The 22,044-nt window shown below is 66.8% G+C and carries 22 protein-coding genes and 3 pseudogenes; 10 read left to right on the top strand and 15 right to left on the bottom strand.

Going from position 1 to position 22,044, the window contains the following annotated elements; translation table 11 throughout:
• The 9 genes and pseudogenes from ACE3QW_RS21705 to ACE3QW_RS21665 form a co-directional block, all read left to right on the top strand.
• On the top strand, positions 1 to 389 hold a 389-nt coding region (locus ACE3QW_RS21705; protein ID WP_374253940.1), incomplete at its 5' end, for an ATP-binding cassette domain-containing protein.
• 5 nt (positions 390 to 394) lie between these two features.
• A pseudogene (locus ACE3QW_RS21700) lies at positions 395 to 1,369 on the top strand (AMP-binding protein); the annotation flags it as partial.
• Positions 1,370 to 1,894: 525 nt separating this feature from the next.
• Complete coding sequence (locus tag ACE3QW_RS21695; protein WP_374253944.1) at positions 1,895 to 2,665, top strand: ABC transporter ATP-binding protein; 771 nt, start codon at positions 1,895 to 1,897, stop codon at positions 2,663 to 2,665.
• Positions 2,666 to 2,676: 11 nt separating this feature from the next.
• A complete protein-coding gene (locus ACE3QW_RS21690; protein ID WP_374253938.1) occupies positions 2,677 to 3,567 on the top strand; it encodes a branched-chain amino acid ABC transporter permease in 891 nt (296 codons plus the stop codon).
• A gap of 3 nt (positions 3,568 to 3,570) precedes the next feature.
• Positions 3,571 to 4,635 (top strand): branched-chain amino acid ABC transporter permease, encoded by a 1,065-nt coding sequence (locus ACE3QW_RS21685; RefSeq protein ID WP_374253937.1) that lies wholly within the window; start codon positions 3,571 to 3,573, stop codon positions 4,633 to 4,635.
• Between the two features lie 59 nt (positions 4,636 to 4,694).
• Entirely contained in the window at positions 4,695 to 5,693 is a 999-nt protein-coding gene (locus ACE3QW_RS21680) for a TRAP transporter substrate-binding protein (RefSeq protein WP_374253935.1), read from the top strand.
• 111 nt (positions 5,694 to 5,804) lie between these two features.
• Positions 5,805 to 6,971, top strand: a complete 1,167-nt coding sequence (locus ACE3QW_RS21675; protein WP_374253933.1) for an acetyl-CoA acetyltransferase — start codon at positions 5,805 to 5,807, stop codon at positions 6,969 to 6,971.
• A gap of 26 nt (positions 6,972 to 6,997) precedes the next feature.
• Complete coding sequence (locus tag ACE3QW_RS21670; protein ID WP_374253942.1) at positions 6,998 to 7,771, top strand: enoyl-CoA hydratase-related protein; 774 nt, start codon at positions 6,998 to 7,000, stop codon at positions 7,769 to 7,771.
• Between the two features lie 41 nt (positions 7,772 to 7,812).
• On the top strand, positions 7,813 to 8,796 hold the full coding sequence (locus ACE3QW_RS21665) for a LysR substrate-binding domain-containing protein (protein WP_374253931.1): 984 nt from the start codon (positions 7,813 to 7,815) through the stop codon (positions 8,794 to 8,796).
• Here the strand turns inward: ACE3QW_RS21665 and ACE3QW_RS21660 are convergent.
• The 13 genes and pseudogenes from ACE3QW_RS21660 to parA all read right to left on the bottom strand — a co-directional run bounded on the left by ACE3QW_RS21660 (position 8,681) and on the right by parA (position 18,894).
• Positions 8,681 to 8,968, bottom strand: coding sequence for a DUF2274 domain-containing protein (locus tag ACE3QW_RS21660; protein WP_374253929.1), 288 nt, complete (start codon positions 8,966 to 8,968; stop codon positions 8,681 to 8,683). The two genes, ACE3QW_RS21665 and ACE3QW_RS21660, sit on opposite strands and share 116 nt — an antisense overlap.
• A 1-nt stretch (position 8,969) precedes the next feature.
• Positions 8,970 to 10,211, bottom strand: a complete 1,242-nt coding sequence (locus ACE3QW_RS21655) for a TrbI/VirB10 family protein (protein ID WP_374253927.1) — start codon at positions 10,209 to 10,211, stop codon at positions 8,970 to 8,972.
• Positions 10,208 to 11,260, bottom strand: coding sequence for a P-type conjugative transfer protein TrbG (gene trbG / locus ACE3QW_RS21650; RefSeq protein WP_374253924.1), 1,053 nt, complete (start codon positions 11,258 to 11,260; stop codon positions 10,208 to 10,210). The genes ACE3QW_RS21655 and trbG overlap by 4 nt, the downstream gene beginning before the upstream one ends.
• The gene (trbE, locus tag ACE3QW_RS21645; protein WP_374253922.1) at positions 11,257 to 13,710 is read right to left on the bottom strand and encodes a conjugal transfer protein TrbE; all 2,454 of its coding nucleotides are present in this window, start codon (positions 13,708 to 13,710) and stop codon (positions 11,257 to 11,259) included. The genes trbG and trbE overlap by 4 nt, the downstream gene beginning before the upstream one ends.
• A 12-nt stretch (positions 13,711 to 13,722) precedes the next feature.
• Positions 13,723 to 13,995 (bottom strand): VirB3 family type IV secretion system protein, encoded by a 273-nt coding sequence (locus ACE3QW_RS21640; protein WP_374253920.1) that lies wholly within the window; start codon positions 13,993 to 13,995, stop codon positions 13,723 to 13,725.
• A complete protein-coding gene (locus tag ACE3QW_RS21635) occupies positions 13,995 to 14,324 on the bottom strand; it encodes a TrbC/VirB2 family protein (RefSeq protein ID WP_374253918.1) in 330 nt (109 codons plus the stop codon). Before ACE3QW_RS21635 ends, ACE3QW_RS21640 begins: the two co-directional genes overlap by 1 nt.
• Positions 14,324 to 14,890 (bottom strand): annotated as a pseudogene (locus tag ACE3QW_RS21630) (ATPase, T2SS/T4P/T4SS family); the annotation flags it as partial. The pseudogene ACE3QW_RS21630 and the gene ACE3QW_RS21635, both read right to left, overlap by 1 nt.
• A pseudogene (locus ACE3QW_RS21625) lies at positions 14,884 to 15,861 on the bottom strand (DUF3363 domain-containing protein); the annotation flags it as partial. The pseudogenes ACE3QW_RS21630 and ACE3QW_RS21625, both read right to left, overlap by 7 nt.
• A 243-nt stretch (positions 15,862 to 16,104) precedes the next feature.
• Complete coding sequence (locus tag ACE3QW_RS21620; RefSeq protein WP_374253917.1) at positions 16,105 to 16,881, bottom strand: lytic transglycosylase domain-containing protein; 777 nt, start codon at positions 16,879 to 16,881, stop codon at positions 16,105 to 16,107.
• A gap of 42 nt (positions 16,882 to 16,923) precedes the next feature.
• Positions 16,924 to 17,469: a S26 family signal peptidase gene (locus ACE3QW_RS21615; RefSeq protein WP_374253916.1), complete on the bottom strand. Its 546-nt coding sequence runs from the start codon at positions 17,467 to 17,469 to the stop codon at positions 16,924 to 16,926.
• Positions 17,466 to 17,996, bottom strand: a complete 531-nt coding sequence (locus tag ACE3QW_RS21610) for a DUF2840 domain-containing protein (protein ID WP_374253915.1) — start codon at positions 17,994 to 17,996, stop codon at positions 17,466 to 17,468. The genes ACE3QW_RS21615 and ACE3QW_RS21610 overlap by 4 nt, the downstream gene beginning before the upstream one ends.
• Entirely contained in the window at positions 17,993 to 18,244 is a 252-nt protein-coding gene (locus tag ACE3QW_RS21605; protein ID WP_374253913.1) for a hypothetical protein, read from the bottom strand. Before ACE3QW_RS21605 ends, ACE3QW_RS21610 begins: the two co-directional genes overlap by 4 nt.
• Positions 18,241 to 18,894, bottom strand: a complete 654-nt coding sequence (gene parA / locus ACE3QW_RS21600; RefSeq protein WP_374253912.1) for a ParA family partition ATPase — start codon at positions 18,892 to 18,894, stop codon at positions 18,241 to 18,243. Before parA ends, ACE3QW_RS21605 begins: the two co-directional genes overlap by 4 nt.
• A 305-nt stretch (positions 18,895 to 19,199) precedes the next feature.
• Here parA and ACE3QW_RS21595 point away from each other — a divergent pair, with 305 nt between their 5' ends.
• Positions 19,200 to 20,246: an IS110 family transposase gene (locus ACE3QW_RS21595; protein WP_374253910.1), complete on the top strand. Its 1,047-nt coding sequence runs from the start codon at positions 19,200 to 19,202 to the stop codon at positions 20,244 to 20,246.
• Positions 20,247 to 20,493: 247 nt separating this feature from the next.
• On the opposite strand, the gene ACE3QW_RS21590 is transcribed toward ACE3QW_RS21595, so the two are convergent.
• Together ACE3QW_RS21590 and ACE3QW_RS21585 are read right to left on the bottom strand one after the other, a co-directional pair.
• Positions 20,494 to 21,651: a replication initiator protein A gene (locus ACE3QW_RS21590; protein WP_374253908.1), complete on the bottom strand. Its 1,158-nt coding sequence runs from the start codon at positions 21,649 to 21,651 to the stop codon at positions 20,494 to 20,496.
• 15 nt (positions 21,652 to 21,666) lie between these two features.
• Positions 21,667 to 21,948, bottom strand: coding sequence for a helix-turn-helix transcriptional regulator (locus tag ACE3QW_RS21585; protein WP_374253905.1), 282 nt, complete (start codon positions 21,946 to 21,948; stop codon positions 21,667 to 21,669).
• Positions 21,949 to 22,044: the final 96 nt, after the last annotated feature.

Below are 22,044 nucleotides of genomic sequence, written 5' to 3'. Positions count from 1 at the left end.
GGCATCAGCCGGCCGGCCTCCTCTCCGGCGGCGAGCAGCAGATGTGCGTCATCGGCCGTGCCCTCATGGCCCGGCCGCGCATGATCCTGCTCGACGAGCCCTCCATGGGTCTCGCGCCGCTGCTGGTGGAGGAGATCTTCTCCATCATGCAGCAGCTGAATGCCGAAGCCGGGGTCACCTTCCTCCTCGCCGAGCAGAACGCCGCCGTGGCGCTGCGCTACGCCACCTATGGCTATCTCGTGGAAAGCGGCCGCGTGGTGCGCGAGGGGCCGGCTGCGGCGCTCGCCGCCGATCCGGAAATCCGCGCCTCCTATCTCGGGCTCGATGCCTCCGCCGAGGCCGGCGGCGCGACCCTTGCCGCCCGTCGGCGCCCGCGCTGGCTCTCCTGACCTCCATGGCCGAAGGGACCCTTCCTCCCATGAACCATGCCCTCGACCATACGGCGCTCGCCACCGGACAGGCGGACGCGCCCCCCGGCGAGACGCTGCCCGGTACCCTCGTTGCTGCAGCCCTCCGCCACGCCACGCGCCCCGCCTTGCGCCACAAGACGGGCGGTATCTGGCGCACATGGACGTTCGCGGATTATCTCGCCCGCACCGCGGCCATGGCCCGCCTGCTCGACGGCGCGGGCTTCACCGGCGCGGGCCTGCTGGTGACCGTGGGCGAGAATCGGCCGGAGCTGTATGCCGCCGCCCTCGGAGCGCAAGGCCTTGGCGCCGCCGTGATCCCGCTCGGGCCGGAATTCCTGCGCCGCTTCGGTGCGCCGGAGGCCGAGCCCGCCCTGGTCCTGTGCGAGAATGAGGAGGCCGCCCGCGCGTGGCGCGCCGTGAGTCGCGCCAGTGCGCCGGTGCTGCGCCTCGACGAACTGGGGCCATCGCCGGAAGAGGCCCGCGAGGATAGCCTCTCCTGGTTCGCCTGGCGCGCCGCCACCGTCGACGGCGACGAGACCGCGCTTATCCTGCACACGGACGGCGCGGACGGTCCGCCCCGCCCTGTGGCGCTTTCCCACCGGCGCCTTCTTGCCGCCGGCAAGGCGGCGGCGTCGCGGCTGGAGCTTGTGCCGTCCGACCGGCTCATGGCCTTCCTGCCCGCCTCCGGCATCGCGGATGCGGCCGGCAGCCTGGTGCAGCCGCTCCTGTCGGGCTGCTGCGTGCATTGCGTGGAAGGACCAGCGAGCTTTCCCATCGATCTCAGGGAGGTGGCGCCCACGGTACTGCCCGCGCCCGCCCGCGTGTTCGAGCTGGTCGATCGCGATGCGGGACGCCGCCTGTCGGGCGGCGGGCCGCTGGTGCGGGCGCTCGCCCGTGCGGCGGAGAAGGGTGCTCCCGGCGCTGGCCTCGCCTTCGCTGCGCCGCTGCGCAACACCCTCGGGATCAGCGCCTGCCGGCTCGCCTTCGTCACCTCCGGCGAACTGGAGCCGGCCGCCGCCACCCGCCTCATGGCTTTCGGCCTGCCGCTGGACACGGACCTCTGCCTCGCCGAGGACGGCAGCCCGTTTTCCCGCGCCGGCACGCCGGCGGATACGGCGAGGCTGCTGCGGCGCGTGGAAGCCCTGCTGCGCAGCGAGCCTGGCATCGACCGCACCCGCGTCACCCGCGATGCCACGGGTCTGCGGGCGCGCATCGCGCTTGCTCCCTCCGGCGGCGACACGGAGGATGGCGCCGCCGCCCGCGCTCGTGCAGCCACGGCTGTGGACCGGGTGAATGCCGGTCTCGTCGCGGAGAACCACGGGCAACCTGTCTCCATCGTCGCGCTGGAGTTGGCGCCGGACGGTTTCGGCGCGCACGAGCTGACGCTGGACGGCGAGGTGCGCCACGCCATCCCCGTCCCCCTTGCGCTTGCGGCAGACGACGCCCGGACCGAGCGCGCCTCCCGCGTACAGGGAAGAGTGCTCATGGCGGTGAGCGACGTGGCGGTGGCGTTCGGCGGTGTGAAGGCCCTCACCGACGTTTCGCTGGCCATCCATGAAGGGGAAATCCTGTCCATCATCGGGCCGAACGGGGCGGGGAAGACCTCGCTGCTCAACGTCATCAACGGCGTCTACCACCCGCGCTCCGGAACCATCACCTTCGCCGGTGAGGCGCGGACCCGCATGCGCCCGGCCTTCGCCGCGCGCTCCGGCATCGGCCGCACCTTCCAGCACGTCTCCCTGTTCAAGGGCATGAACGTGATCGACAACGTGTTGGTGGGCCGCGCCGCCCGTTTCAGGGGCACGCTTCTCGGCAAGCTCCTGCGCCTGCCCTCCACCGCAGGGGAGGAGCGCCGCGAGCGGGAGGCGGCGGAGCGCATCCTCGCCTTCCTGGAACTGGAGCACCTGCGCAAGGCGCCGGTGGCAAGCCTGCCCTACGGCGTCCAGAAGCGCGTGGAACTCGCCCGTGCGCTCGCCACCGAGCCGCGCCTGTTGCTGCTGGACGAGCCCATGGCGGGCATGACCCACGAGGAGAAGCGCGACATGTGCGGCTTCATCCGCCGGGTCAACGAGAGCTTCGGCACCACCATCCTCATCATCGAGCACGACATCGGCGTGGTGATGGGCCTGTCCGACCGCGTCGTGGTCCTCAACTACGGCCGCAAGATCGCCGACGGCACGCCGGCCGAGGTGCGTGCCGACCGCGAGGTCATCGCCGCCTACCTCGGCTCCGCCGCCGTGGGCGAGGCCGCCTGAAGGAACAGCACATGAGCGATTTCTCCTTCTTCCTCGAAGTGGTGGTGGGCGGCCTGCTCTCCGGCGTCATGTACACGCTGGTGGCATTAGGCTTCGTGCTCATCTTCAAGGCCTCCGGCGTGTTCAACTTCGGCCAGGGCGCCATGGTGCTGTTCGCGGCCCTGACCTTCGTGGGCTTCCTGGAATTCGGCCTGCCCATGTGGGCCGCCTTCCTCCTTGCCCTTGCCGCCATGCTGGCACTGGCAGTTGCTATCGAGCGCACGGTGCTGCGCCCGCTCGTCGGGCAGGATCACATGATCCTGTTCATGGCCACCATCGGCCTGTCCATCTTCCTGGAGGGCTTCGCCCAGCTCATCTGGGGCACGCGGGTGCGCGGGCTGGATCTCGGCATCTCCGACGAGCCCGTCGAGATTGGCGGCATCCTGGTGTCCCAGTTCGACCTTTCCGCCGCGGTCATGGCAGCGGTGCTGGTGGCGGTGCTCTCGGCCTTCTTCTCCTACACTAAGGTGGGCCGGGCGCTGCGCGCGGTGGCCGACGACACCCAGGCGGCGCAGGTGGCCGGCGTGCCGCTCGGCTTCATCTGGGCGGTGGTGTGGGGGGCGGCGGGCTTCATCGCACTGGTCGCCGGCCTCGTGTGGGGCGCCCGGCTCGGGGTGCAGTTCGCCCTCACCCTGGTGGCGCTCAAGGCGCTGCCGGTGATGATCCTCGGAGGCTTCAACTCCATCGCCGGCGCCATCGTGGCGGGGCTCGTGATCGGGGTCAGCGAGAAGCTCGCCGAGATCTATCTCGGGCCCTTCGTCGGCGGCGGCATCGAGAACTGGTTCCCGTACGCACTCGCCATCGCCGTCCTGCTCATCCGCCCCGCCGGCCTGTTCGGCGCCGCCCGCATCGCAAGGGTCTGACCCATGTTCTACCGTGACGCCGGGGAGCTGAAGACTTCCTACGCCCAGGAGCAGGCCATCTTCCCCGTGGTCCTCGACCGCCGGGTGGTGATCGGCGTGGTCGCGGTCGGCGCGCTTGTCGTGCCGCTGGTGGCAGGGCCCTACTGGCTCGGTTCCATCCTGCTGCCGTTCCTGATCCTGTCGCTCGCCGCCATCGGCCTCAACATCCTCACCGGCTATGCGGGTCAGCTCTCGCTGGGGTCCGGCGCCTTCATGGCGGTGGGGGCCTATGCGGCGGGGAACCTCGTCATCCGCATGCCGTGGCTGCCGTTCCCGGTCTCCTTCGTGCTGGCGGGGATGGTGGCGGGCGCAGTGGGGCTCGCCTTCGGCCTCTTGAGCCTGCGCATCCGGGGCTTCTACGTGGCGGTGGCGACGCTCGCCGCCCAGTTCTTCATCGAATGGATCTGCACCCACATTCCGTGGCTGGTCCTGAACACCCCCTCCGGCGTCGTCTCCACCCCGACGCTCTTTTTATTCGGCTTCGGCTTCTCGTCCGTGCCGTCCCGCTACCTCGTCGCCTTCGTGACGGTCGTCGCCCTGGCCTTCGTGGCGAAGAACCTCATCCGCTCCTCCGCCGGCCGCGGCCTGATGGCGGTGCGCGACCACGAGACGGCCGCGGAACTGACGGGGGTCGACACCACCCGGGCCAAGCTCACCGCATTCGTGGTCTCCGGCTTCTATTGCGGGGTGGCCGGCGCGCTGTGGGCGTTCCTCTATCTCGGCAACGTGGAAATCGAGGCCTTCTCGCTGCATCGCTCGTTCCAGATCCTGTTCATGGTCATCATCGGCGGCCTCGGCTCCATCCTCGGCTCCTTCCTGGGGGCGGCCTTCATCGTGCTCCTGCCGGTAGCCATCGCCAACGCCGCGACCTTGTTCGGCGAGGCCCTGAAGCCGGACGTTCTGGCCAATCTGGAGCTCATGATCTTCGGGGCGCTGATCGTCGTCTTCCTCATCATCGAGCCGAGCGGCCTCGCCCGCCTCGCCGTGAAGGCGAAGGACCGCATGCGCCGCTGGCCGCTGCCCTACTGAAATCCGCCCCGCGGATGAACGACGCACACCAACGCGCACAACACCGGAGGAACCCGCCCATGACCAAGACTGTCGGCCGCCTTCTCGGGGCAGCGATGATGACGCTCACCCCCCTCGTCGCGCTTCCCGCTGACGCCACTGCAGAAGAGCTGAGGCTCGTCTTCGACATCCCGACCAATCATCCGCGCGTGCCCTACTTCACGGCCATGGCGGAGGATGTGGCCAGGACGACCTCGGGCCGGCTGACGATCGCCGCCAATCCGGGCGGCACCATCTATCCGGGGTTCGCCTCCATCGAGGCGTTGAAGGCCGGGAAGGCGGAACTCACCTTCGTCAATGCGGCGAATCTGGAGCGTCTCGATCCGCGCTTCGGCTTCGTCAACCTGCCCTTCGCGCTCGACGACACCGCCATGGCGCGGCCGGCGGCGCGCCGTGGCGTGGTGGACCTCCTCGACACGCTCGCGCAGAAGCAGGACCTGCGGGTGATCGGCCTGATGCGGGGCGCGGACCAGCTCTTCGTCTTCCGCGACAAGCGCGTCGCGACCCCGGCGGACCTAAAGGGGCTGAAGATCCGCGTGGCTGGGTCCGGCACGTACGAGGACATCATGCGCCGCCTCTCGGCGGAGCCGGTGGTGCTGCCCATCCCCGAGATGAAGCCCGCCTTCGAGCGCGGCGCCCTAGACGGGGTCTTCACCTCGCCCGGGGCCTGGACCTCGCAGCTCGGCATGGCCGCGCCCAAAGCCACCCACGCGCCGGGCCTCATGATGATCACCTACGTGTTGGTGGCGCGGAAGGACGCGCTTGAGCGTCTCTCCAGCGCCGATCGCGACGCGCTGCTTGCGGCCGCCCGCACCAACATCACCGAAGGCTGGGAGCGTATGGAGAAGGATGACGCGGCCATCTTAAAGGACATGGCAGCGAAGGGGGCCACCATTGTCACGGTAACGGATGTCAAGCCGTGGCGTGAAGCCGTCTCTCCGGTTGCCGTGGCGTTCTCCGAGCGCTTTCCGGATGTTTTGCGCGAGTTCCAGGCTCAGATAAGGCCGCGTGGCAACTGATGGAATACCAGGCCGGGCGGCCGTAGCCCGCTGTATTTCGTAATATCATGAAAGTAAAAAACTCGTAATCACTCCTAACATCTGAATTTATGAAATTGGAAACCATAGACAATGCTTGGACATATCATTGGTTGGTCGCATACTCGCTTTGGAAAGCTGGATGGCGAGACGATCGAGAGCCTGATCAGCGGGGTCGCTTCCTCGGCTCTGGCACATGCCGGGGTGGAGCCGGCAGAGGTCGACGAGATCGTCGTCGGCCACTTCAATCAGGGGCTCGACCCGCAGGGCTTCCCCGCGTCCCTCGCTCTGCAGACGGACCAAGCCCTTCGTTTCCGACCCTCCACGCGCGTAGAGAATGCCTGCGCTACCGGCTCAGCGGCTGTACGTCATGGAGCGACGCTTATTGCGTCGGGGCAGGCGCGGATCGTTTTGGTCCTCGGCGTGGAAAAGATGACTGCGAGCCCCGCTGAAGACGTCCGGAAAGCTTTGGTATCCGCCAGTTACGTGAAGCAGGAAGGTGGAGAAAATGCTTCTTTCGCAGGTTTGTTTGGACAGATTGCAAACGACTACTTCCGACGTTACGGCGACCAATCCGACGCGCTTGCTTACATAGCTGCCAAGAACCATAGAAATGGTGCCCATAATCCGCTGGCCCACATGCAAAAAGATCTTGGGTATGAGTTCTGCGCGACAGTTTCCGACAAGAATCCCATTGTGGCGTCTCCCCTGCGGCGCACCGACTGTTCAATGGTCTCAGATGGTGCAGCAGCCCTTGTTCTGGCCAGAAGCGATGTCGCCGCAACCCGGGAAACAGCCATTGGCCTCAAGGGGATGACGCAGGTGAATGACTACCTGCCCATGAGCCGACGCGACATGACCCAGTTCGAAGGAGCGGCGAAGGCGTGGCACGGAGCCCTTGAAGCGGCCAAGTTGACTCTCCTGGATCTCGACTTCGTGGAAACGCACGACTGCTTCACGATTGCCGAACTGATCGAGTACGAGGCGATGGGCCTCACGCCCGCCGGCGAAGGCCGCCGTGCGATTTTAGAGGGTTGGACGGAACCCGGCGGCAAGCTTCCGGTGAACCTGTCCGGCGGCCTCAAGGCCAAGGGCCATCCCATCGGCGCTACTGGCGTCTCTATGCACGTGATGGCGGCAATGCAACTCGCGGAAACGGCGCCTGGCATCAAGATCAGTAATGCGCGGCTTGGCGGGATCTTCAACATGGGCGGCGCCGCCGTCGCGAACTACGTCAGCATTCTGGAACGTACGCGGTGAATGCACCTGACCAGGAGGACGAGGCGATGTCATTTGAACTCATCCGAACACAGATCATTGACCGGGTGGGATGGATCACGCTTGATCGACCGGACGCACTCAATGCGCTCAATACCGCGATGGTGGGGGACATCGCGGGCGCTCTCGCCGCCTTCAGCGCCGATCCGGACATCGGTTGCGTGGTACTCACCGGATCCGACCGAGCCTTCGCAGCGGGTGCGGACATCAAGGAAGCGGTCGATCGCGTCTATCCCGAAACATTTCTCGAGGATTTTCTCGCGTCCTGGGATGCGATCGCCCGCATGCGCAAACCTCTCGTTGCCGCAGTCGCGGGTTATGCGTTGGGTGGCGGTTGCGAGGTCGTGCTGATGTGCGATGTCGTGATTGCTTCGGATACGGCGAAGTTCGGCCTCCCGGAAGTGAAGATCGGAGTCATGCCGGGCGCTGGAGGGACGCAGCGCCTCGTTCGCGCCGTCGGCAAGGCTAAGGCGATGGACCTCTGCCTGACAGGTCGCATGATTGACGCCGCGGAGGCGGAGCGCTCCGGGCTGGTGTCGAGGGTCGTGCCGGCTTCGAATTTGCGCGCTGAAGCGCAGGCCGTCGCTGAAGCGATTTCGACAAAATCTCTCATCAACACGATGGCCATCAAGGAAGCCGTGAACCGAGCCTTTGAGACCTCACTCTCCGAGGGGCTACTGTTCGAGCGCCGGACCTTTCAATCTATTTTTGCAACCCTTGATCAAAAAGAAGGAATGGCTGCGTTCGCGGAAAAGCGTGCACCACGGTTCCGTGGCAGATGAAATTGTTGAAATTATTATAAATAAATACATGAAGAGGCGTAATGAAGAAAAATCAAATCAAAATCGATATCCGTGATCTGAAATTCATAATTACGGCAGCAGATGCTGGAAGTTTTCGGAAAACAGCAGCAGTACTCGGGGTGCAGGAATCCTCCGTGAGCCGTCGGATTCGCGACGTTGAAGACCAGATCGGTGCATCCCTTTTCCTGCGGCACTCCGGGGGAATCAACCTGACGATGGCCGGCCAGCGCTTCCTTCATCGTGCCCGTCATGCCCTGGACCACATTCGGGACGGGGCTGCAGAAGTGGCTGCCATCGGACGGGCGGAAGGTGGATATCTCAAGGTTGGACTGTTTTCGTCCCTGTCTTCCGGATTTTTGTCAGCCTTGTTTCGAGCATATGATGCAAGACATGGATCAGTTCACATTGACTTCGTCGAGGGTGAAGCACATGAGCACATCAATGCCCTTCGCCAATTTCAGATCGATATCGCCTTTGTCATTGGGTTGAGCGATTTTGGCGAGTGCGACTCGGCTTACCTTTGGTCCGAACAGGTGCTGGTGGCATTGCCTGAAGGCCATCAGCTTGCTGCTTCAGAGTCATTGACATGGCGGGATCTCAGAGCTGAGAAAATCCTTCTCCGAGACACGCCAGCGGGCGCGCGGATTCAAGATTATGTTGTCCGGCGAATCCGGGAGGTCGAAGGTGAGCCCCGCGTCGAGGCGCAGCGGGTCGGGCGCTACAAGCTTCTCAATCTCGTCGCGTCCGGCCGCGGAACGACGTTGATCATCGAATCGGAACGCCTGGTGAAGGTCGCCGGGGTGATCTATCGCCCGTTGCACGACGAGGTGGTTTCATTCCATGCGGCGTGGTCGCCGAAAAACGATAATCCCGCGTTTCGAACGCTCCTCAGCCTTGCCCGGACGATGGCTCCCTCCTCGCAAGCGAACCAAGCGATTGCCCATCCGAAGGATCTGGAGGCGCTGCGCGCCGAGCCTTCGCAAATCCCCGATCCGTCGCGATGAAGCGCTCCAGCATGGGCACGATGAGCCTGACAGGGTCGGTGATTGGGCTCCCCTTCTCCTCCCCTAGGACCTGCGCATAGGCGACAAGATCCCGATGCAGCTTCGCCGGAAGCTCCAGCGTCACCTTCACAGGCTTGTCGTCGAGGATCTCGGAGAGTTTCAGCTTCGGCATATCAGCCTCCATAAGGTTCGATAACGAGGTCCCGTGTCACGATGACCCGCACCGGGTATCCCGGCTGGACGGTCAGCGTCGGCGCGATGTTGAGCTGGCGCTGGACGATCTGGCGGCCGGTCTGACTGATGCTATCGGAGGCCCCCTGGCGCAGAGCGCTGGCGAGGTCGCTGTCGCTGCCGGAGGTGCCTGCGCTCGCCCCGACGCTGAGGATGGTGGACAGCACGGCGGCCTTGAACAGTTCGCCCCAGTGATAGTCGACGCCATCCTCGAGCCCGGCATAGCCTTCGGCGTCGGCTCCAGGTTGCCGCTCCAGCACGATGGAGCGCCCATTGGGGAAGATCAGCCGGTTCCAGACCAGCAGCACCCGGCGCTGCCCGAAGCCGACGCCGTTGTCATATTGGCCGATGATGCGGGTGCCCTGAGGGATCAGCAGGATCCGGCCCGTCGGGCTGTCATGGATGTTCTCGGTCACCTGGGCGGTGATCTGACCCGGCAGGTCGGAGCGGATGCCGGTGATCAGCGCCGCTGGAATGACGGCGCCCGCCTGCAGGATGTTGGCCGAGGCCGGAGCCGCGACGCGGTCGGGGGACACGGTGCGCCGGTCCACCGCCTGGTTGAGGAAGGCCGTCTGCCGCTCTTGGGCCGTCGGGGTCGCCGCCGGCGGGACGAGGCCGAGGGAGGTCAGATCCGGGACTGGTGCCGCTGTCGCTGCCGACGCCGCGCTCACCTGTTGCGCCACGACAGGGCTCGCCGGCCGCGTGTTGGTCTGGGCGAACAGCCGTCCGGTGCGTGCCGCCTCGCTCTCCTGCTGCTGGCGCTGCTCCTCGGGGCTCAGAGCAGGATTGGGCATGCCTCCCATCGTTGGGATCGGCGGCTGGGCCGCCGTCTGTGCATTGAGGATCGGCCGGCCGAGGTCGCCTGGGAGCGGTGGCCCGAGCTTGGGGATGCCGGTGTAGTCCCTGGGCAGGCCGGCGAGCCCCTCCGGCGTCGCCTTGACGTCGGTGGCATAGAGTTCCTGGCCGGGTCCGTGGTCTTTCCGCGCCTGAAGCGCGTAGATCAACGCTCCGCCGATCCCAAGCCCTGCAACGAGTCCCAGTCCGGCCAGCACCTTGCGGGACAGGCGCGTCACCCGAGGCGGCTCGGGGCGCAGCCGCATGGCCGTCACCGCCTCGCCCGTCAATGGCTTGGCGTTATCGGCGTGGTCCGGCCCTTTCTCTTTCCCGGATTCGTCGCCGCTCATAGAACCGGCCTCCCGTCCGTGCGGGAGATGCGCACGCGCTTCTGGTCCTTGTCGGCACCGAAGCGCAGCTCGGCCGCGGCGAAGAGGCGGTCGACGATCATGTAGCTGCCGCGCACGCGATAGTTCACGAGCTCGGAGGTGTCGCCCTGTGGGCCGACGACGAAGAGCGGCGGCATCTCGCCTTGGGCGATGCCGCGGGGAAACTCGATGAAGACCTGCTGGCCGTCGTCGAAGGCGCGCAGTGGCCGCCATGGCGCCCGGTCACCGGTCACCTCGTAGCGGAAGTTCACTTTGGTCAGGTCGATGCCGGTGGCGACGGGCTGCACGACTGCCGCCTCGGCATTCTGGCGTCGGAGGGCGATGAGCTGGTCCTGGGGGTATTGCCAGGAGACCGAGGCCATATAGGTCTTCTCGGTGGAGCGCAGCTCCATGTGATAGGTGCGCAGATTGGTGTTGATGACAAGGTTGGTGGTGAGGTCCGGCCGCGTGGGCTTCACCAGGATGTGGACCTGCTTCGCGCCCCCTGCCCCGCTCTCGGTGTCGCCAATGATCCAGCGCACGGTGTCACCGGCGGCGACCGGCCCCGTGCCCACCAGTTGCTCGCCGGGCTGCAGGGCAATGTCGGTGACTTGGCCGGGCGCGGCATAGACCTGATAGAGGGCGCCCTCCACGAAGGGATAGACCTGCATGGAATTGATGAAGCCGTTGCGGACCGGCTGGACCCGGGCGGCGGCATTGGCCTGGTTGACGCGGATTGCAGGATCGGTCGCTTCCGGCTCCATCTTCCCGTCCTTGCCCACAGGCTTCAGTTGGCCCGGAAGCGGCAAGGGCTTCGGCAACTCGACGATGCGCACCGGTCCCGGCGGCTCGGCCTTGAAGACGGCGGGCGGGGCATCGTCATATTCGATCTCGGGCGGCTTCTCGAAGGTGGCACAGCCGGCGAGGGCTGACGTGCAGATGAGGAGAAGCGGCAAGCCGGATTTACGGAAAGTCGTAAAGGAGAGAGCCCGGAATGCCGGCCTCCTGGATGTGCGGATGGCCGGCGTCATTGGGCGAGCTCCTTCGACCAGTTGATGGCGTTGACGTAGATCCCGAGCGGATTGGCCCGCAGACGCTCGGCGTCCCGCGGCGCCTGCACCACGACGGTGAGGATGGCGCTCCAGCGGGCGGTGTCGGCGAGGCTGCCGTCCTGGTAGCGGCGCTCGGTCCTGGACGCGGCGGCGCACAAAGCGAGCGCCACCTGCGAGAGCCCGAGCTCGAACAGGCGGTTGCCGCGCCGGGACTGGCAGTAATAGTCCCGCTTCGGGGTGGCCCGTGCGAGGATCTCGATCTGCCGGTTGTTGAGGCCGAAGCGTCGGTAGATGGCCGTGATCTGGGGCTCGACAGCCCGCTCGTTCGGGAGCAGTAGCCGCGTCTGGCAGCTCTCGATGATGGCGGGGGCAATGGCCGAGCCATCGATGTCGGACAGAGACTGGGTGGCGAACACCACGCTGGCGTTCTTCTTGCGCAGGGTCTTCAGCCATTCCCTGAGCTGGCCGGCGAAGCCCGGATCATCGAGCGCCAGCCAGCCCTCGTCGATGAGGAGGAGGGTCGGTGATCCGTCGAGCCGGTCCTCAATCCGGTGGAAGAGATAGGACAACACCGCCGGCGCGGCGCTGGTGCCAATCAGCCCCTCGGTCTCGAAGGCCTGGACGGACGCCTGCCCCAGATGCTCAGCCTCGGCATCGAGCAGCCGGCCATGGGCACCGCCGATGCAATAGGGTCGCAGCGCCTGCTTCAGCGCGTTGGATTGGAGGAGCACGGCGAGGCCGGTCAGTGTGCGCTCTTCAACGGGCGCGGAAGCGAGCGACGAAAGCGCCGACCAGATGTGCTCCTTCACCTCCGGGGTGATCGAGATGCCTTCCCGGGTGAGGATCGCCGCGATCCAGTCCGCAGCCCACGTGCGCTCGGAAAGCTCATCGACGCGGGCCAGCGGCTGGAGCGCGATGCTCTCCTCGGCGAGACTTCCGCCCAGATCGTGCCAGTCGCCACCCATGGCGAGGGCTGCTGCCCGGATGCTGCCGCCAAAATCGAAGGCGAAGACCTGCGAGCCGGCATAGCGCCGGAACTGCAGGGCCATGAGCGCCAGCAGGACCGACTTGCCGGCGCCGGTCGGCCCCACCACCAGGGTGTGGCCCACATCCCCCACATGGAGCGAGAAGCGGAACGGGGTGGAGCCTTCGGTCTTGCCGTAGAACAAAGGCGGCGCCGCAAAATGCCCGTCCTGCTCGTCGCCGGCCCACACGGCCGAGAGCGGGATCATGTGCGCGAGGTTGAGGGTGGAGATCGGCGGCTGGCGGACATTGGCATAGACGTGCCCCGGCAGGCTGCCGAGCCAGGCGTCCACGGCGTTGATCGTCTCAACCATGGCCGTGAAGTCCCGGCCCTGGATCACCTTCTCCACCAGCCGAAGCTTCTCGTCCGCTATGCGGGGATCCGCATCCCAGACCGTCACCGTGGCGGTTAGGTACGCGATGCCAGCGTGGTCGGCGCCGAGCTCCTGCAGGGCGAGATCGGCATCCTCCGCCTTGTTGGCGGCATCGGAATCCACCAGCACCGAGGCCTCGTTGGTCATCACCTCCTTCAGGATGGCGGCGATGGACTTGCGCTTGGCGAACCACTGCCGGCGGATCCTGGTGAGGAGCCGGGTCGCGTCGGTCTTGTCGAGGAGGAGGGCGCGGGTGGACCAGCGATAGGGAAAAGCGAGCCGGTTGAGGTCGTCGAGGATCCCAGGCGTGGTCACCGTGGGGAAGCCCACGATGGTGAGTACGCGCAAGTGCTCCGTGCCCAACATGGGCTCCAGTCCGCCGGTGAGCGGCTGATCAGCCAGGAGCGCATCGAGATACATAGGCGTCTCGGGGACGCGGAGCCGTTGCCGCCGGGTCGAGACGCAGCCGTGCAGATAGGTCAGAGTCTCCGTGTCATCGAGCCAGTGGCACTCCGGCATGAAGGCTTCGACCAGCCGGAGCACCCGGTCTGTACGATCGACGAAGGCACTCAATGCTTCACGGGGATCGACACCTTCGCGCCCACGCCCCTCATAGAGCCAGCTCTCCGCCCACGCGGCATCCTCCGCCGGCGGGAGCCATGTGAAGGTGAGGAAATAGCTCGACTCGAAATGACTGCCGGCCTCGGCGAAGCCGGCCTTGCGCTCGGCATCCACCAATGCGGAAGCCGGATCGGGGAAGAGGCTCTCAGGATAGGCGCCCGCCTCGTGCCGCTGGGCTTCCACGAACAGTGCCCAGCCGGAGCCGAGACGACGGAAGGCACTGTTGAGGTGACCTGCCACCGCCACCAGCTCAGCAGGCACGGCAGAGTCGAGGTCCGGCCCACGGAAGCGCGCCGTGCGCTGGAAGCTGCCGTCCTTGTTGAGGACGACGCCTGGGGCAACGAGGGCCGCCCACGGCAAATAGTCCGCGAGCCGGCTTCCCTGACGACGATACTCGGCGAGGTTCATCATGGTGCGCCCCGCTCAGACCGACAGATTGGAGGGGGTGCGCAGATGCCGGCGCACCACATCGACGAAGAGCGGATCGCGCTTGGCGGCCCAGACGGCGGCGAGGTGCCCGACCGCCCAAAGGGCGAGGCCGACAAGCCAGAGCCTCAGCCCCAGCCCGACGGCGCCGGCGAGGGTGCCGTTGAAGATGGCGAGCGCCCGCGGTGCGCCGCCGAGCAGGATCGGCTCGCTGAGCGCCCGGTGGACCGGCACGGAGAAGCCCGGCACTTCGCCGATATCGGCCGGCATCAGACCAGCGCTCCGCCGCTGAAGGAGAAGAAGGACAAGAAGAAGCTCGAGGCGGCGAAGGCGATGGAGAGGCCGAACACGATCTGGATCAGCCGCCGGAACCCGCCCGAGGTGTCGCCGAAGGCGAGCGCGAGACCGGTCGAGATGATGATGATCACCGCGATGATCTTGGCGACAGGCCCCTGGATGGACTCCAGGATCGACTGCAGCGGTGTCTCCCACGGCATGGAGGAGCCGGAGGCGTGGGCAGCGGAGATCGCGCAGGCGAAAGCAAAAGCAGAAGCGCCAGCTCGCACTAGGCGGCGATCAATGGAAACACGGATCGGCATCACGGGGTGGTTCCTTCTTCGGTAGGAGGGACGGCAGGAGCGAGCCGATAGTCGCCGTCGGGGCCGAGCCCTTCGACGCGGGCGAGCTCGGTGAGCCGGCGCGCGGCACCACGGCCCGAGAGCACGGCGATGAGGTCGATCGTCTCGGCGATCAAAGCGCGCGGGACGGTGACCACGGCCTCCTGGATGAGTTGCTCGAGCCGTCGCAGGGTGCCTATGGCACTACCTGCGTGGATGGTGCCGATGCCCCCGGGGTGCCCTGTGCCCCAGGCCTTCAGGAGGTCGAGGGCTTCGGCACCTCGTACCTCGCCGATCGGGATGCGATCGGGGCGCAGGCGGAGCGAGGAGCGGACGAGGTCAGAGAGTGAGGCGACGCCCTCCTTCGTGCGCATGGCGACCAGATTGGGCGCGGCACACTGAAGTTCGCGGGTGTCCTCGATGAGGATGACCCGCTCGGAGGTCTTGGCCACCTCGGCGAGGAGGGCATTCGTGAGGGTGGTTTTGCCGGTGGAGGTGCCGCCCGCAACCATGATGTTGGCGCGGGAAGCGACACAGTGACGGAGAGCGCCCGGTGCATTCGCTTGATGATGTCGCCGCGCTCACCGAGGGCCCTCAGCGTGGCTTCGGCCTTCTCGTCGATCTCCCATTGGCCGGGACCGATCTCGTCAGCGAGCCCGAGGGCTTCGAGCTTGCGCAGCCGGCCGACCTTCATCGGCAGGAATGCATCCGGTCCGCCATCGGGATCGCGGGCCACGTCGATGACGCCTGCCTCGCGCTGATCCCGGAGCAATTGGCGATCGAGCTGGGTCCAGCCCTCAGACTCCACCTGCCGCTCGACGGCATGGTGGATGTCGAGGTCAGTGCGTAGGCCCAGTTCCTGGGTGACCAGATCCTGAGCACGGGCGCGCATGCCCTCCTTGATATAGTCCCGGGAGATGACGAGGTCCTGGCCATCGTCGGTCCGGGCCCGCACCAGGATATGCAGGTGGGGATTGTCGGTGTTCCAGTGGTCGACGCCGACCCAGTCTAGCTTGGTGCCGAGGTCCTTCTCCATCTGGCCCATGAGGTCGCGGGCGAAGGACCGGAGGTCCGCCACGTCCGCCGCGTCCTCGGGAGAGACGATGAAGCGGAAATGATGCCGGTCGTCGGTACAGCGCTCCGCGAAGGCGCGGCCGTCCCCCTCCTCGGCGCCCGGCCCGAACAGGCGAGCCTTCTCTCCGTCCCGGGTGACGCCCTCTCGCCGAAGATAGCTGAGGTGCACGGACAGCGGTGCAGCACGTGCCGTGTGCCGGACCACACGGGTCTTGATCACGACGACACGCGAGCGCCCGGTGAGCAGGCGGTTGGCGACGATGCTCGCGGTCCGCCCCCGGCCGAAATGCGATCGGCTGCCCGGCGAGATGCGTCCGGATCGAGAGACGTGCCCGCCGGCTTTCTGGGCCGCCGCGAGGGCCTGGGCGATGAAAGGGCGGGATCTCTGGGCACGGGTCGAGCGGATGCGGCCCGGGCGGACGCGGAATTCCCGGTCATCGGCCATAGTGCACGCTCACAAGGTGCAAGAACGCAAACGAGTGCAATGGCTTGAGCACTCGATGCACATTGCCGATCAGCGGCGCAATGTCCGTTTGGCAGGAAATTCCCCAATAGAAACAACCGCCCGACCGAAGCGCACCCTGCGCCCTTTTATCTCGCCATCGGTCGGTCGTTTCCCAGTCCTTCCGTCCCGCTGTTCGCCCAAACAGCAGAAAGCCCGACAGGGTGCGAATGCGTCTGTTCGTGATCATCGCGCACCTCCGGAGCCGGCGCGCGCGACGAACAGGCCCTCCGCGTGCGGAGCGATTGCCGAGACGTCGCGCACGTCAGGTGTCGGCCGAGCGCGATCCGCTGCCGTCGGATCTGCGGGAGAAGTGCCGATCGGCTGCACCACAAAGATGGGTGCTTGTGCCCATGACGGCGTCTCGACCGCCAGCGGAGCGACCCACTTCAGTGCAGACGGCTCGGCCTCGCCGCGCGCGATCTCTGGCACCAGCTTGTCGACATAGGCGCGCGTCTCCGGTGGCAGGGCACGCCCCCTTCGGGAGGTCTCGTAGCGGCCCGGCCCCGCATTGTAGGCGGCGAGGAAGCCGGGATTGCCATAGCGGTCGAACAGCTCTCGCAAATACGCCGCGCCCGCCATGATGTTATCGTGCGGGTCGTATGGATCGTCGCCAAGACCGTAATGGATGCGCAGTTCGGCCCACGTCTCGGGCATGATCTGCATCAGCCCCATGGCGCCGTTCGGCGACGTCAAGCGCGCATCGCCGTCGCTTTCCGCGCGCATCACGCTGCGGATCCAGACAGAGGGAATGTCGAAGCGCTCCGCGGCCTCAGCGATGAAATCGGCGTAGCGATCGACGGCGGCTGACACGTTCCGGGCCGCCTGCACTTCAGCCGCGGGGGCCGTCGTCGACCAGCCGGAGGGCACCCCGGAAAGGAGAAGGAGGACGGCGGCACGACGGCCGTTCTGCGCTCGCAGCAGTTGGTGCACGGCAGGCGAAATCAGTCTGGTCCGCTTCATGGCGGCCTCGCGAAGCTGATGATGGTTGAGGTGTGGCGGCGCTCAGCGGGTGGGCGCCCGCCAGACGAAATGCCCGTCGCCGGCCTCGTCGGTGTAGATCGGCATGGCGCGGCCGATCACCGTGCTGACGGGCAGTGGCCCGAAATACCGCCCGTCGAGACTGTCCGGCACGTCGAAGTTCATGAGGAAGAGCTCGCCTTCCGCGATGCGACGGCATCCGCGCCAGACCGGCAGAGGACGGCCCATGCGGTCGCGCTCCAGCGCCTCGCCGAAAGCCACGCCATCGACGGTGATGGTGCGATCCCAGCGGCAGACCTCTTGTCCGGGAAGCGCCGCCACGCGCTTCATCAATGGGACGCCCGCGCCCACATAACCGCGCTCCACCAGGAAACGGGCGAGCGCTGCCGGCGGCGTGATGGCGAGGAGGTCCGTGAGCTCGAGCCGGCGCGCGGGCTCAATGGCATAGAGGCCGATGGGTGCGCTGGCGGAAACGTTCCACACCAGCTTCAGCGGTGTCGGAACGAACGCGGAGGCCGCCACTCCCATGACAGAGAAGTACGTGACCATCACAGTGCCGAAGCGGGTCATGCCTCGCACTCCCGCCGCTTGAGCCACGCCGCATGGCGCTCGAGCGTGTAGGTTCGGGGCGTGTGACCGGCCGCCAGGCGGTTGTGAACGTGGCGCCAATGGTCCGGCGCCACGTCAGCTCCATGGATGCCGAGGGCTTCCACGGCATCCACGTGCTGGAGCACCTTCTCCACCTTCGGCCAGCCGTCGACGCGCAGCAGGATCTCGCCACCCGGTCGCACGAAGGGAAGCGTCTGATAGGCCTCGCCCGGTGCGACGGCGCGCACGACGTCCAGGCGCGACACCTCGGTGCCGAAGTCGTTCGCTGCCCAGCGAACGAAGGCGAAGATGCTGCCTGGCGCGAACGAGACGATGCGGCGACTGCGGTCAAGGGTTTGCGCATGGACCGGCCGGCCGAAGCGGATCCAGTTCTCGATCCGCTTCTCGATCCAGGTCAGTTCCACATGGGTGAGCGGGTCAGCGGTCGGTGCGGCGGGTGCTGGGGCGATGGGTTTGGGAACGGAGGATTGCGCAGGCTGGCTCATCATGACGCCTCTCCTGATGTCGGAAATTCTCGGGCGAGGAGATCGCGGAGCATGTCCGCGACGGTTTGGCCGCGACCGAAGGCGGCGATCTTGATGCGCCCGCGCAGGTCGGGCGTGATGTCGATGGTGAGCCGCGCGGTGAAGGCGCCGGATGAGCCATCACCTGCCGGCTTGGCCTCGGCGGCCTTGATCCAGCGCTCCGGATCGGCCGGGCGCGCGGCGAAGCCCTTGCGGATCGGTGGCGCGCTCATGGCAGGCGTCTCGGACCGGCGAGACCGGCGATCTCCGCCGCCAGCGCCGTGATCTCGCGCGCAGCCGGGCCATCTTCGTCGAGCTCGCTGACGAGCCGCCCGGACTGCGCCGACATGGCGAAGGCGACGCGCTGGCCGATGGTGGTTGCGAGCACTGGCGGATCGTGATCCGCCAGTGTCTCGGCGGTCTCGCGGGCGAGCACAGTGCGGGCGCCGCAGCGGTTCAGCACGAAGCGGGCGGCAAGCTCCGGCCGGTAGATGCGCGCCTCATTCAGGAGCGCGAGCATCTCCGCGGAGGCCCAACCATCGAGGGGCGACGGCTGCACGGGGATCAGCACCAGGTCGGCGGCGAGGAGTGCGGAACGCATCAGGGCAGCGACACGGGGAGGCCCGTCGATGACCACATGGTCGGCATGCCGCGCCAGCTCGGGGGCCTCCCGGTGCAGCGTGTCTCGTGCCAGCCCGACGACGCCGAAGAGGCGCGGCAGGCCCTCACGGCTGCGTTGCTGCGACCAGTCCAGTGCCGAGCCCTGGGGGTCCGCATCTATCAGCGTGACGCGCTTGCCCTGGCGCGCCCAGGCGCCGGCAAGGTGTAGCGCAAGCGTCGTCTTGCCGACGCCGCCCTTCTGATTGAGCAGCGCGACGATCATCGCGGGCCTCCCGATGTGTCGGCAGGCATCGTTTCGGGTCCGGAGAGAAGATCTGGAGCCTGAAATCCGTCTTTACGGAAAGACGGAAGACCTTCATCTTTAGAGGTGCGTGGATGGGCATGTTTTTGGGCCGGCTGAGCGCGGTTATCCACATCGCCCGCGCGCCTTTTAAATTTAGACTCTATGTTAGCCGGGGTACTGACCAGTGCCCCTTCGCCAGCGGTCTGGCGGTGGCGATGATGCCCTCCTGCGATCCAGGAACGCGGAGCGCGGTGCTCCGTCCGGATCGGCGACGGAGGCGAGCCATGGACGTCTATGCGGGACTGGATGTGTCGCTGGAATCGACCAGCGTGTGCGTGGTGAATGCCGAGGGCAAGGTGGTCCGGGAGGGGAAATTGCCCTCCGATCCGGATGCCATCGAGCTGTTCCTTGCCGAATGGGGCGTCCACCTGAAACGCGTCGGGCTGGAGGCCTTCTCGTTCAGCGCCTGGCTGTTCTCCGCCCTCGACGACAAGGGCCTGCCGGTGTTCTGCATCGAGACCCGCCACACCAAGGCGGCGCTGAACGCCATGCTCAACAAGACCGACAAGAACGATGCGCGCGGCATCGCGCAGCTGATGCGCACCGGCTGGTTCCGGGCGGTCCACGTCAAGTCGCGCGAGGCGCAGGCGCTGCGCGTGCTGCTCGCCGGCCGCAAGGCGCTGCTCGGCAAGGTCATCGACATGGAAAACATGATCCGCGGCGTGATCCGCCCGTTCGGGCTGAAGGTCGGCGAAGTGTCGACGGGCAAGTTCGAGGCGCGCGTGTGCGAGCTGGTCGCCGGCCTTGGCGAGCTCGAACAGATCATCGCGCCGCTGCTCGCGGCCCGCGCGGCGATGCGGTTCGAGTTCACGCGGCTGCATCGCATGGCGCTGGCGGCGGCCCGCAACGACAAGGCGGTGCGGCGGATGATGACGGTGCCCGGCGTCGGCGCCATCGTCGCGCTGACCTTCCGCGCCACCGTCGATGACCCCACGCGGTTCAAGAAATCCACGACCGTCGGCGCCCACTTCGGGCTGACGCCGCGCCGCTACCAGTCGGGCGAAACCGACTGGTCGGGCCGGATCTCCAAATGCGGCGACGAGGCGACGCGGGCGATGCTCTACGAGGCGGCGATCGCCATCCTCACGCGCATCCCCAAGAGCTTCAAGCTGCGCCTCTGGGGGCTTCGGCTGATGAAGAAGAAGGGGCTGAAGAAGGCGGCGACCGCGGTGGCGCGGGCGCTCAGCGTGCTCCTGCACAAGATCTGGGTCGACGGCTCGACCTTCCGATACGGCGCCGGCCTGAAGGGCGGCCGGCTCACGCGCGCATAATGGAGGCGTGAGCGATCCGGCCGCCCCCACCATCGGCGTCACCAGGTTCCGCCACGGCGGAGCGGCGTCTCCCGGGGAGACGGGGATTTGGGCGAGATCGAAACTTGACGTGCCGGCGGCCGCCTTCGGACGAAACCGCACGGCGCTTGTTAGCCTGACCGCCTGGTCTCCAGATCCCGGAATGTGGCGGACACCATGCCGACCACGGACGTTAGCGAGTGCTCCTCGGAGAGACATGCGCCGCACCTCAGCGTGACGAAGTTGGACGGGACCGGCCGCAGCGCGGACAGACGGCGGCGCCCGCGCGCTCCGGCGCGCGGCGGCGTGCGTCATCGCAAGTAAAAGCGGCTTTACGGATCAGTCTGTCGGTGGCAGACTGAAATGGAGAGGCGTTGTCTCCACAGCTTGTTGCTGAACAACAACAAGTTAGAGTCAGTACGTTAGAGTCTAAGTTAGGAGCGCGATTTTGCGTTTTCGGGCTTAGGGTTAACCCCTGTTTCGGTTCCTGAAAGCACGAGCGGCCGGTTCCTGATGGCACGTGGCGCCGGGTTCCCGATGGCACGAAGGGATTCACAGGTTGTCCACAGGCCGGCTCGAAGGCGAGCAGCGTGCGCACACCGGCGTCAAACTCCAGGAACAGGGTGTAGCCGGGCAGCGGCTGGCGGCGGATGATGTCCCGCAGCTCGAAGGCGAAGCGCTTGAAGGGCGAGAGGCTGCCCGATTTCAGGTGGAGATGGCGGAAGTCGAAGCGCCAGCCGGCGTGCTGGCGGCCGCCGTGCTTGCGCACCAGCCGGTAGAGCCAGCGGTCGAGACCACCCGTCAGCTCGAAATACGCCCGGTCGATGGTGAGGACGAGGGCGTCCTCCACGATGGCGCAATAGAACCAGTCGGGGACGATGAGCTCGATTCCCGCGGGCCTGCCATCCCGATCGGTGCGCTCCTTCCACTCGTTGATCCAGGAGAAGCGATGGCGCCGTCCCTCGGCCGGCTGGCGGATCGAGGTGGACACGGTGGTGGACTGCAGCCGGTCGAGCGCCGCCTTCAGGCGCTGATAGTCCCGCACCGAGGTGCCGCGCCCCACGAACCTGAGGATTTCATAGGGGGTGGCGGCCATGAAGCGCGACGTGCGCAGGCCGGCGTCGCGGGCCTCCACGATCTGGCTCGCCGCCCAGATCAGGATGTCGGCGTCCCAGATCGTCGCCATGCCGTGGTCAGGCACGGCCTCGACCCGGATGGAGACATCGCCCGCCGCAAAATCGATGGGCGCAATGCGATGGGTCTTGGAGAGGGAGAAGAAGGGATAGGCCATGAGATCCTGCGCATCTCGCGGCGCGAACGCGCCGGGAAGCGCGCGGAACAGATCGAGCTGTCCGCGCTCCAGCTGGGAGCGATGCCGCGCCGCCATGGAGAAGGGTTCCGATCAGCGTGCGAAGCGGTGGGGCTCGATAACGCTGGGCGGGGCCTGGCGCTTGGCCGGCAGGATCGAGCCGCGGGGATCGGAGGTGGAGGTGACGGCGCCGCGGGCGACCCAGGCCTGCAGGTCCTCGACGGAATAGACGACGCGACCGCCGAGCTTGCGATAGGCGGGGCCGGTTCCGTAGGTGCGGTGCTTCTCCAGCGTGCGGGGCGAGAGGCTGAGGAAGACGGCGGCTTCCTTGGTGCGCAAGTAGCGTGGCGGCAGCGGGACAGCGTCGGGTCGCATGGATCGAACCTCCGTGGGCGATCTCGGGCCGCTGGTCATCAGCGGCGGATGGCGATCACGGTGGCGAAGGGCAGCCGTCGAGGGGGATGGGGAATT

The sequence above is a fragment of the Xanthobacter sp. genome, assembly GCF_041911315.1.
Lineage (GTDB): Bacteria > Pseudomonadota > Alphaproteobacteria > Rhizobiales > Xanthobacteraceae > Xanthobacter > Xanthobacter aminoxidans.
Note: the sequence above shows the minus strand (reverse complement) of the source record. Positions and strands in the feature narration are given on the sequence as shown.

What these genes read in the sequence shown, in the direction of transcription:
- ACE3QW_RS21695 (WP_374253944.1), top strand. Translation starts at nt 1,895, where the DNA reads ATGGCGGTGAGCGACGTGGCGGTGGCGTTCGGCGGTGTGAAGGCCCTC.
- ACE3QW_RS21690 (WP_374253938.1), top strand. Translation starts at nt 2,677, where the DNA reads ATGAGCGATTTCTCCTTCTTCCTCGAAGTGGTGGTGGGCGGCCTGCTC.
- ACE3QW_RS21685 (WP_374253937.1), top strand. Translation starts at nt 3,571, where the DNA reads ATGTTCTACCGTGACGCCGGGGAGCTGAAGACTTCCTACGCCCAGGAG.
- ACE3QW_RS21680 (WP_374253935.1), top strand. Translation starts at nt 4,695, where the DNA reads ATGACCAAGACTGTCGGCCGCCTTCTCGGGGCAGCGATGATGACGCTC.
- ACE3QW_RS21675 (WP_374253933.1), top strand. Translation starts at nt 5,805, where the DNA reads ATGCTTGGACATATCATTGGTTGGTCGCATACTCGCTTTGGAAAGCTG.
- ACE3QW_RS21670 (WP_374253942.1), top strand. Translation starts at nt 6,998, where the DNA reads ATGTCATTTGAACTCATCCGAACACAGATCATTGACCGGGTGGGATGG.
- ACE3QW_RS21665 (WP_374253931.1), top strand. Translation starts at nt 7,813, where the DNA reads ATGAAGAAAAATCAAATCAAAATCGATATCCGTGATCTGAAATTCATA.
- ACE3QW_RS21660 (WP_374253929.1), bottom strand. Translation starts at nt 8,968, where the DNA reads ATGCCGAAGCTGAAACTCTCCGAGATCCTCGACGACAAGCCTGTGAAG.
- ACE3QW_RS21655 (WP_374253927.1), bottom strand. Translation starts at nt 10,211, where the DNA reads ATGAGCGGCGACGAATCCGGGAAAGAGAAAGGGCCGGACCACGCCGAT.
- trbG (WP_374253924.1), bottom strand. Translation starts at nt 11,260, where the DNA reads ATGACGCCGGCCATCCGCACATCCAGGAGGCCGGCATTCCGGGCTCTC.
- trbE (WP_374253922.1), bottom strand. Translation starts at nt 13,710, where the DNA reads ATGATGAACCTCGCCGAGTATCGTCGTCAGGGAAGCCGGCTCGCGGAC.
- ACE3QW_RS21640 (WP_374253920.1), bottom strand. Translation starts at nt 13,995, where the DNA reads ATGCCGGCCGATATCGGCGAAGTGCCGGGCTTCTCCGTGCCGGTCCAC.
- ACE3QW_RS21635 (WP_374253918.1), bottom strand. Translation starts at nt 14,324, where the DNA reads ATGCCGATCCGTGTTTCCATTGATCGCCGCCTAGTGCGAGCTGGCGCT.
- ACE3QW_RS21620 (WP_374253917.1), bottom strand. Translation starts at nt 16,881, where the DNA reads ATGAAGCGGACCAGACTGATTTCGCCTGCCGTGCACCAACTGCTGCGA.
- ACE3QW_RS21615 (WP_374253916.1), bottom strand. Translation starts at nt 17,469, where the DNA reads ATGACCCGCTTCGGCACTGTGATGGTCACGTACTTCTCTGTCATGGGA.
- ACE3QW_RS21610 (WP_374253915.1), bottom strand. Translation starts at nt 17,996, where the DNA reads ATGATGAGCCAGCCTGCGCAATCCTCCGTTCCCAAACCCATCGCCCCA.
- ACE3QW_RS21605 (WP_374253913.1), bottom strand. Translation starts at nt 18,244, where the DNA reads ATGAGCGCGCCACCGATCCGCAAGGGCTTCGCCGCGCGCCCGGCCGAT.
- parA (WP_374253912.1), bottom strand. Translation starts at nt 18,894, where the DNA reads ATGATCGTCGCGCTGCTCAATCAGAAGGGCGGCGTCGGCAAGACGACG.
- ACE3QW_RS21595 (WP_374253910.1), top strand. Translation starts at nt 19,200, where the DNA reads ATGGACGTCTATGCGGGACTGGATGTGTCGCTGGAATCGACCAGCGTG.
- ACE3QW_RS21590 (WP_374253908.1), bottom strand. Translation starts at nt 21,651, where the DNA reads ATGGCGGCGCGGCATCGCTCCCAGCTGGAGCGCGGACAGCTCGATCTG.
- ACE3QW_RS21585 (WP_374253905.1), bottom strand. Translation starts at nt 21,948, where the DNA reads ATGCGACCCGACGCTGTCCCGCTGCCGCCACGCTACTTGCGCACCAAG.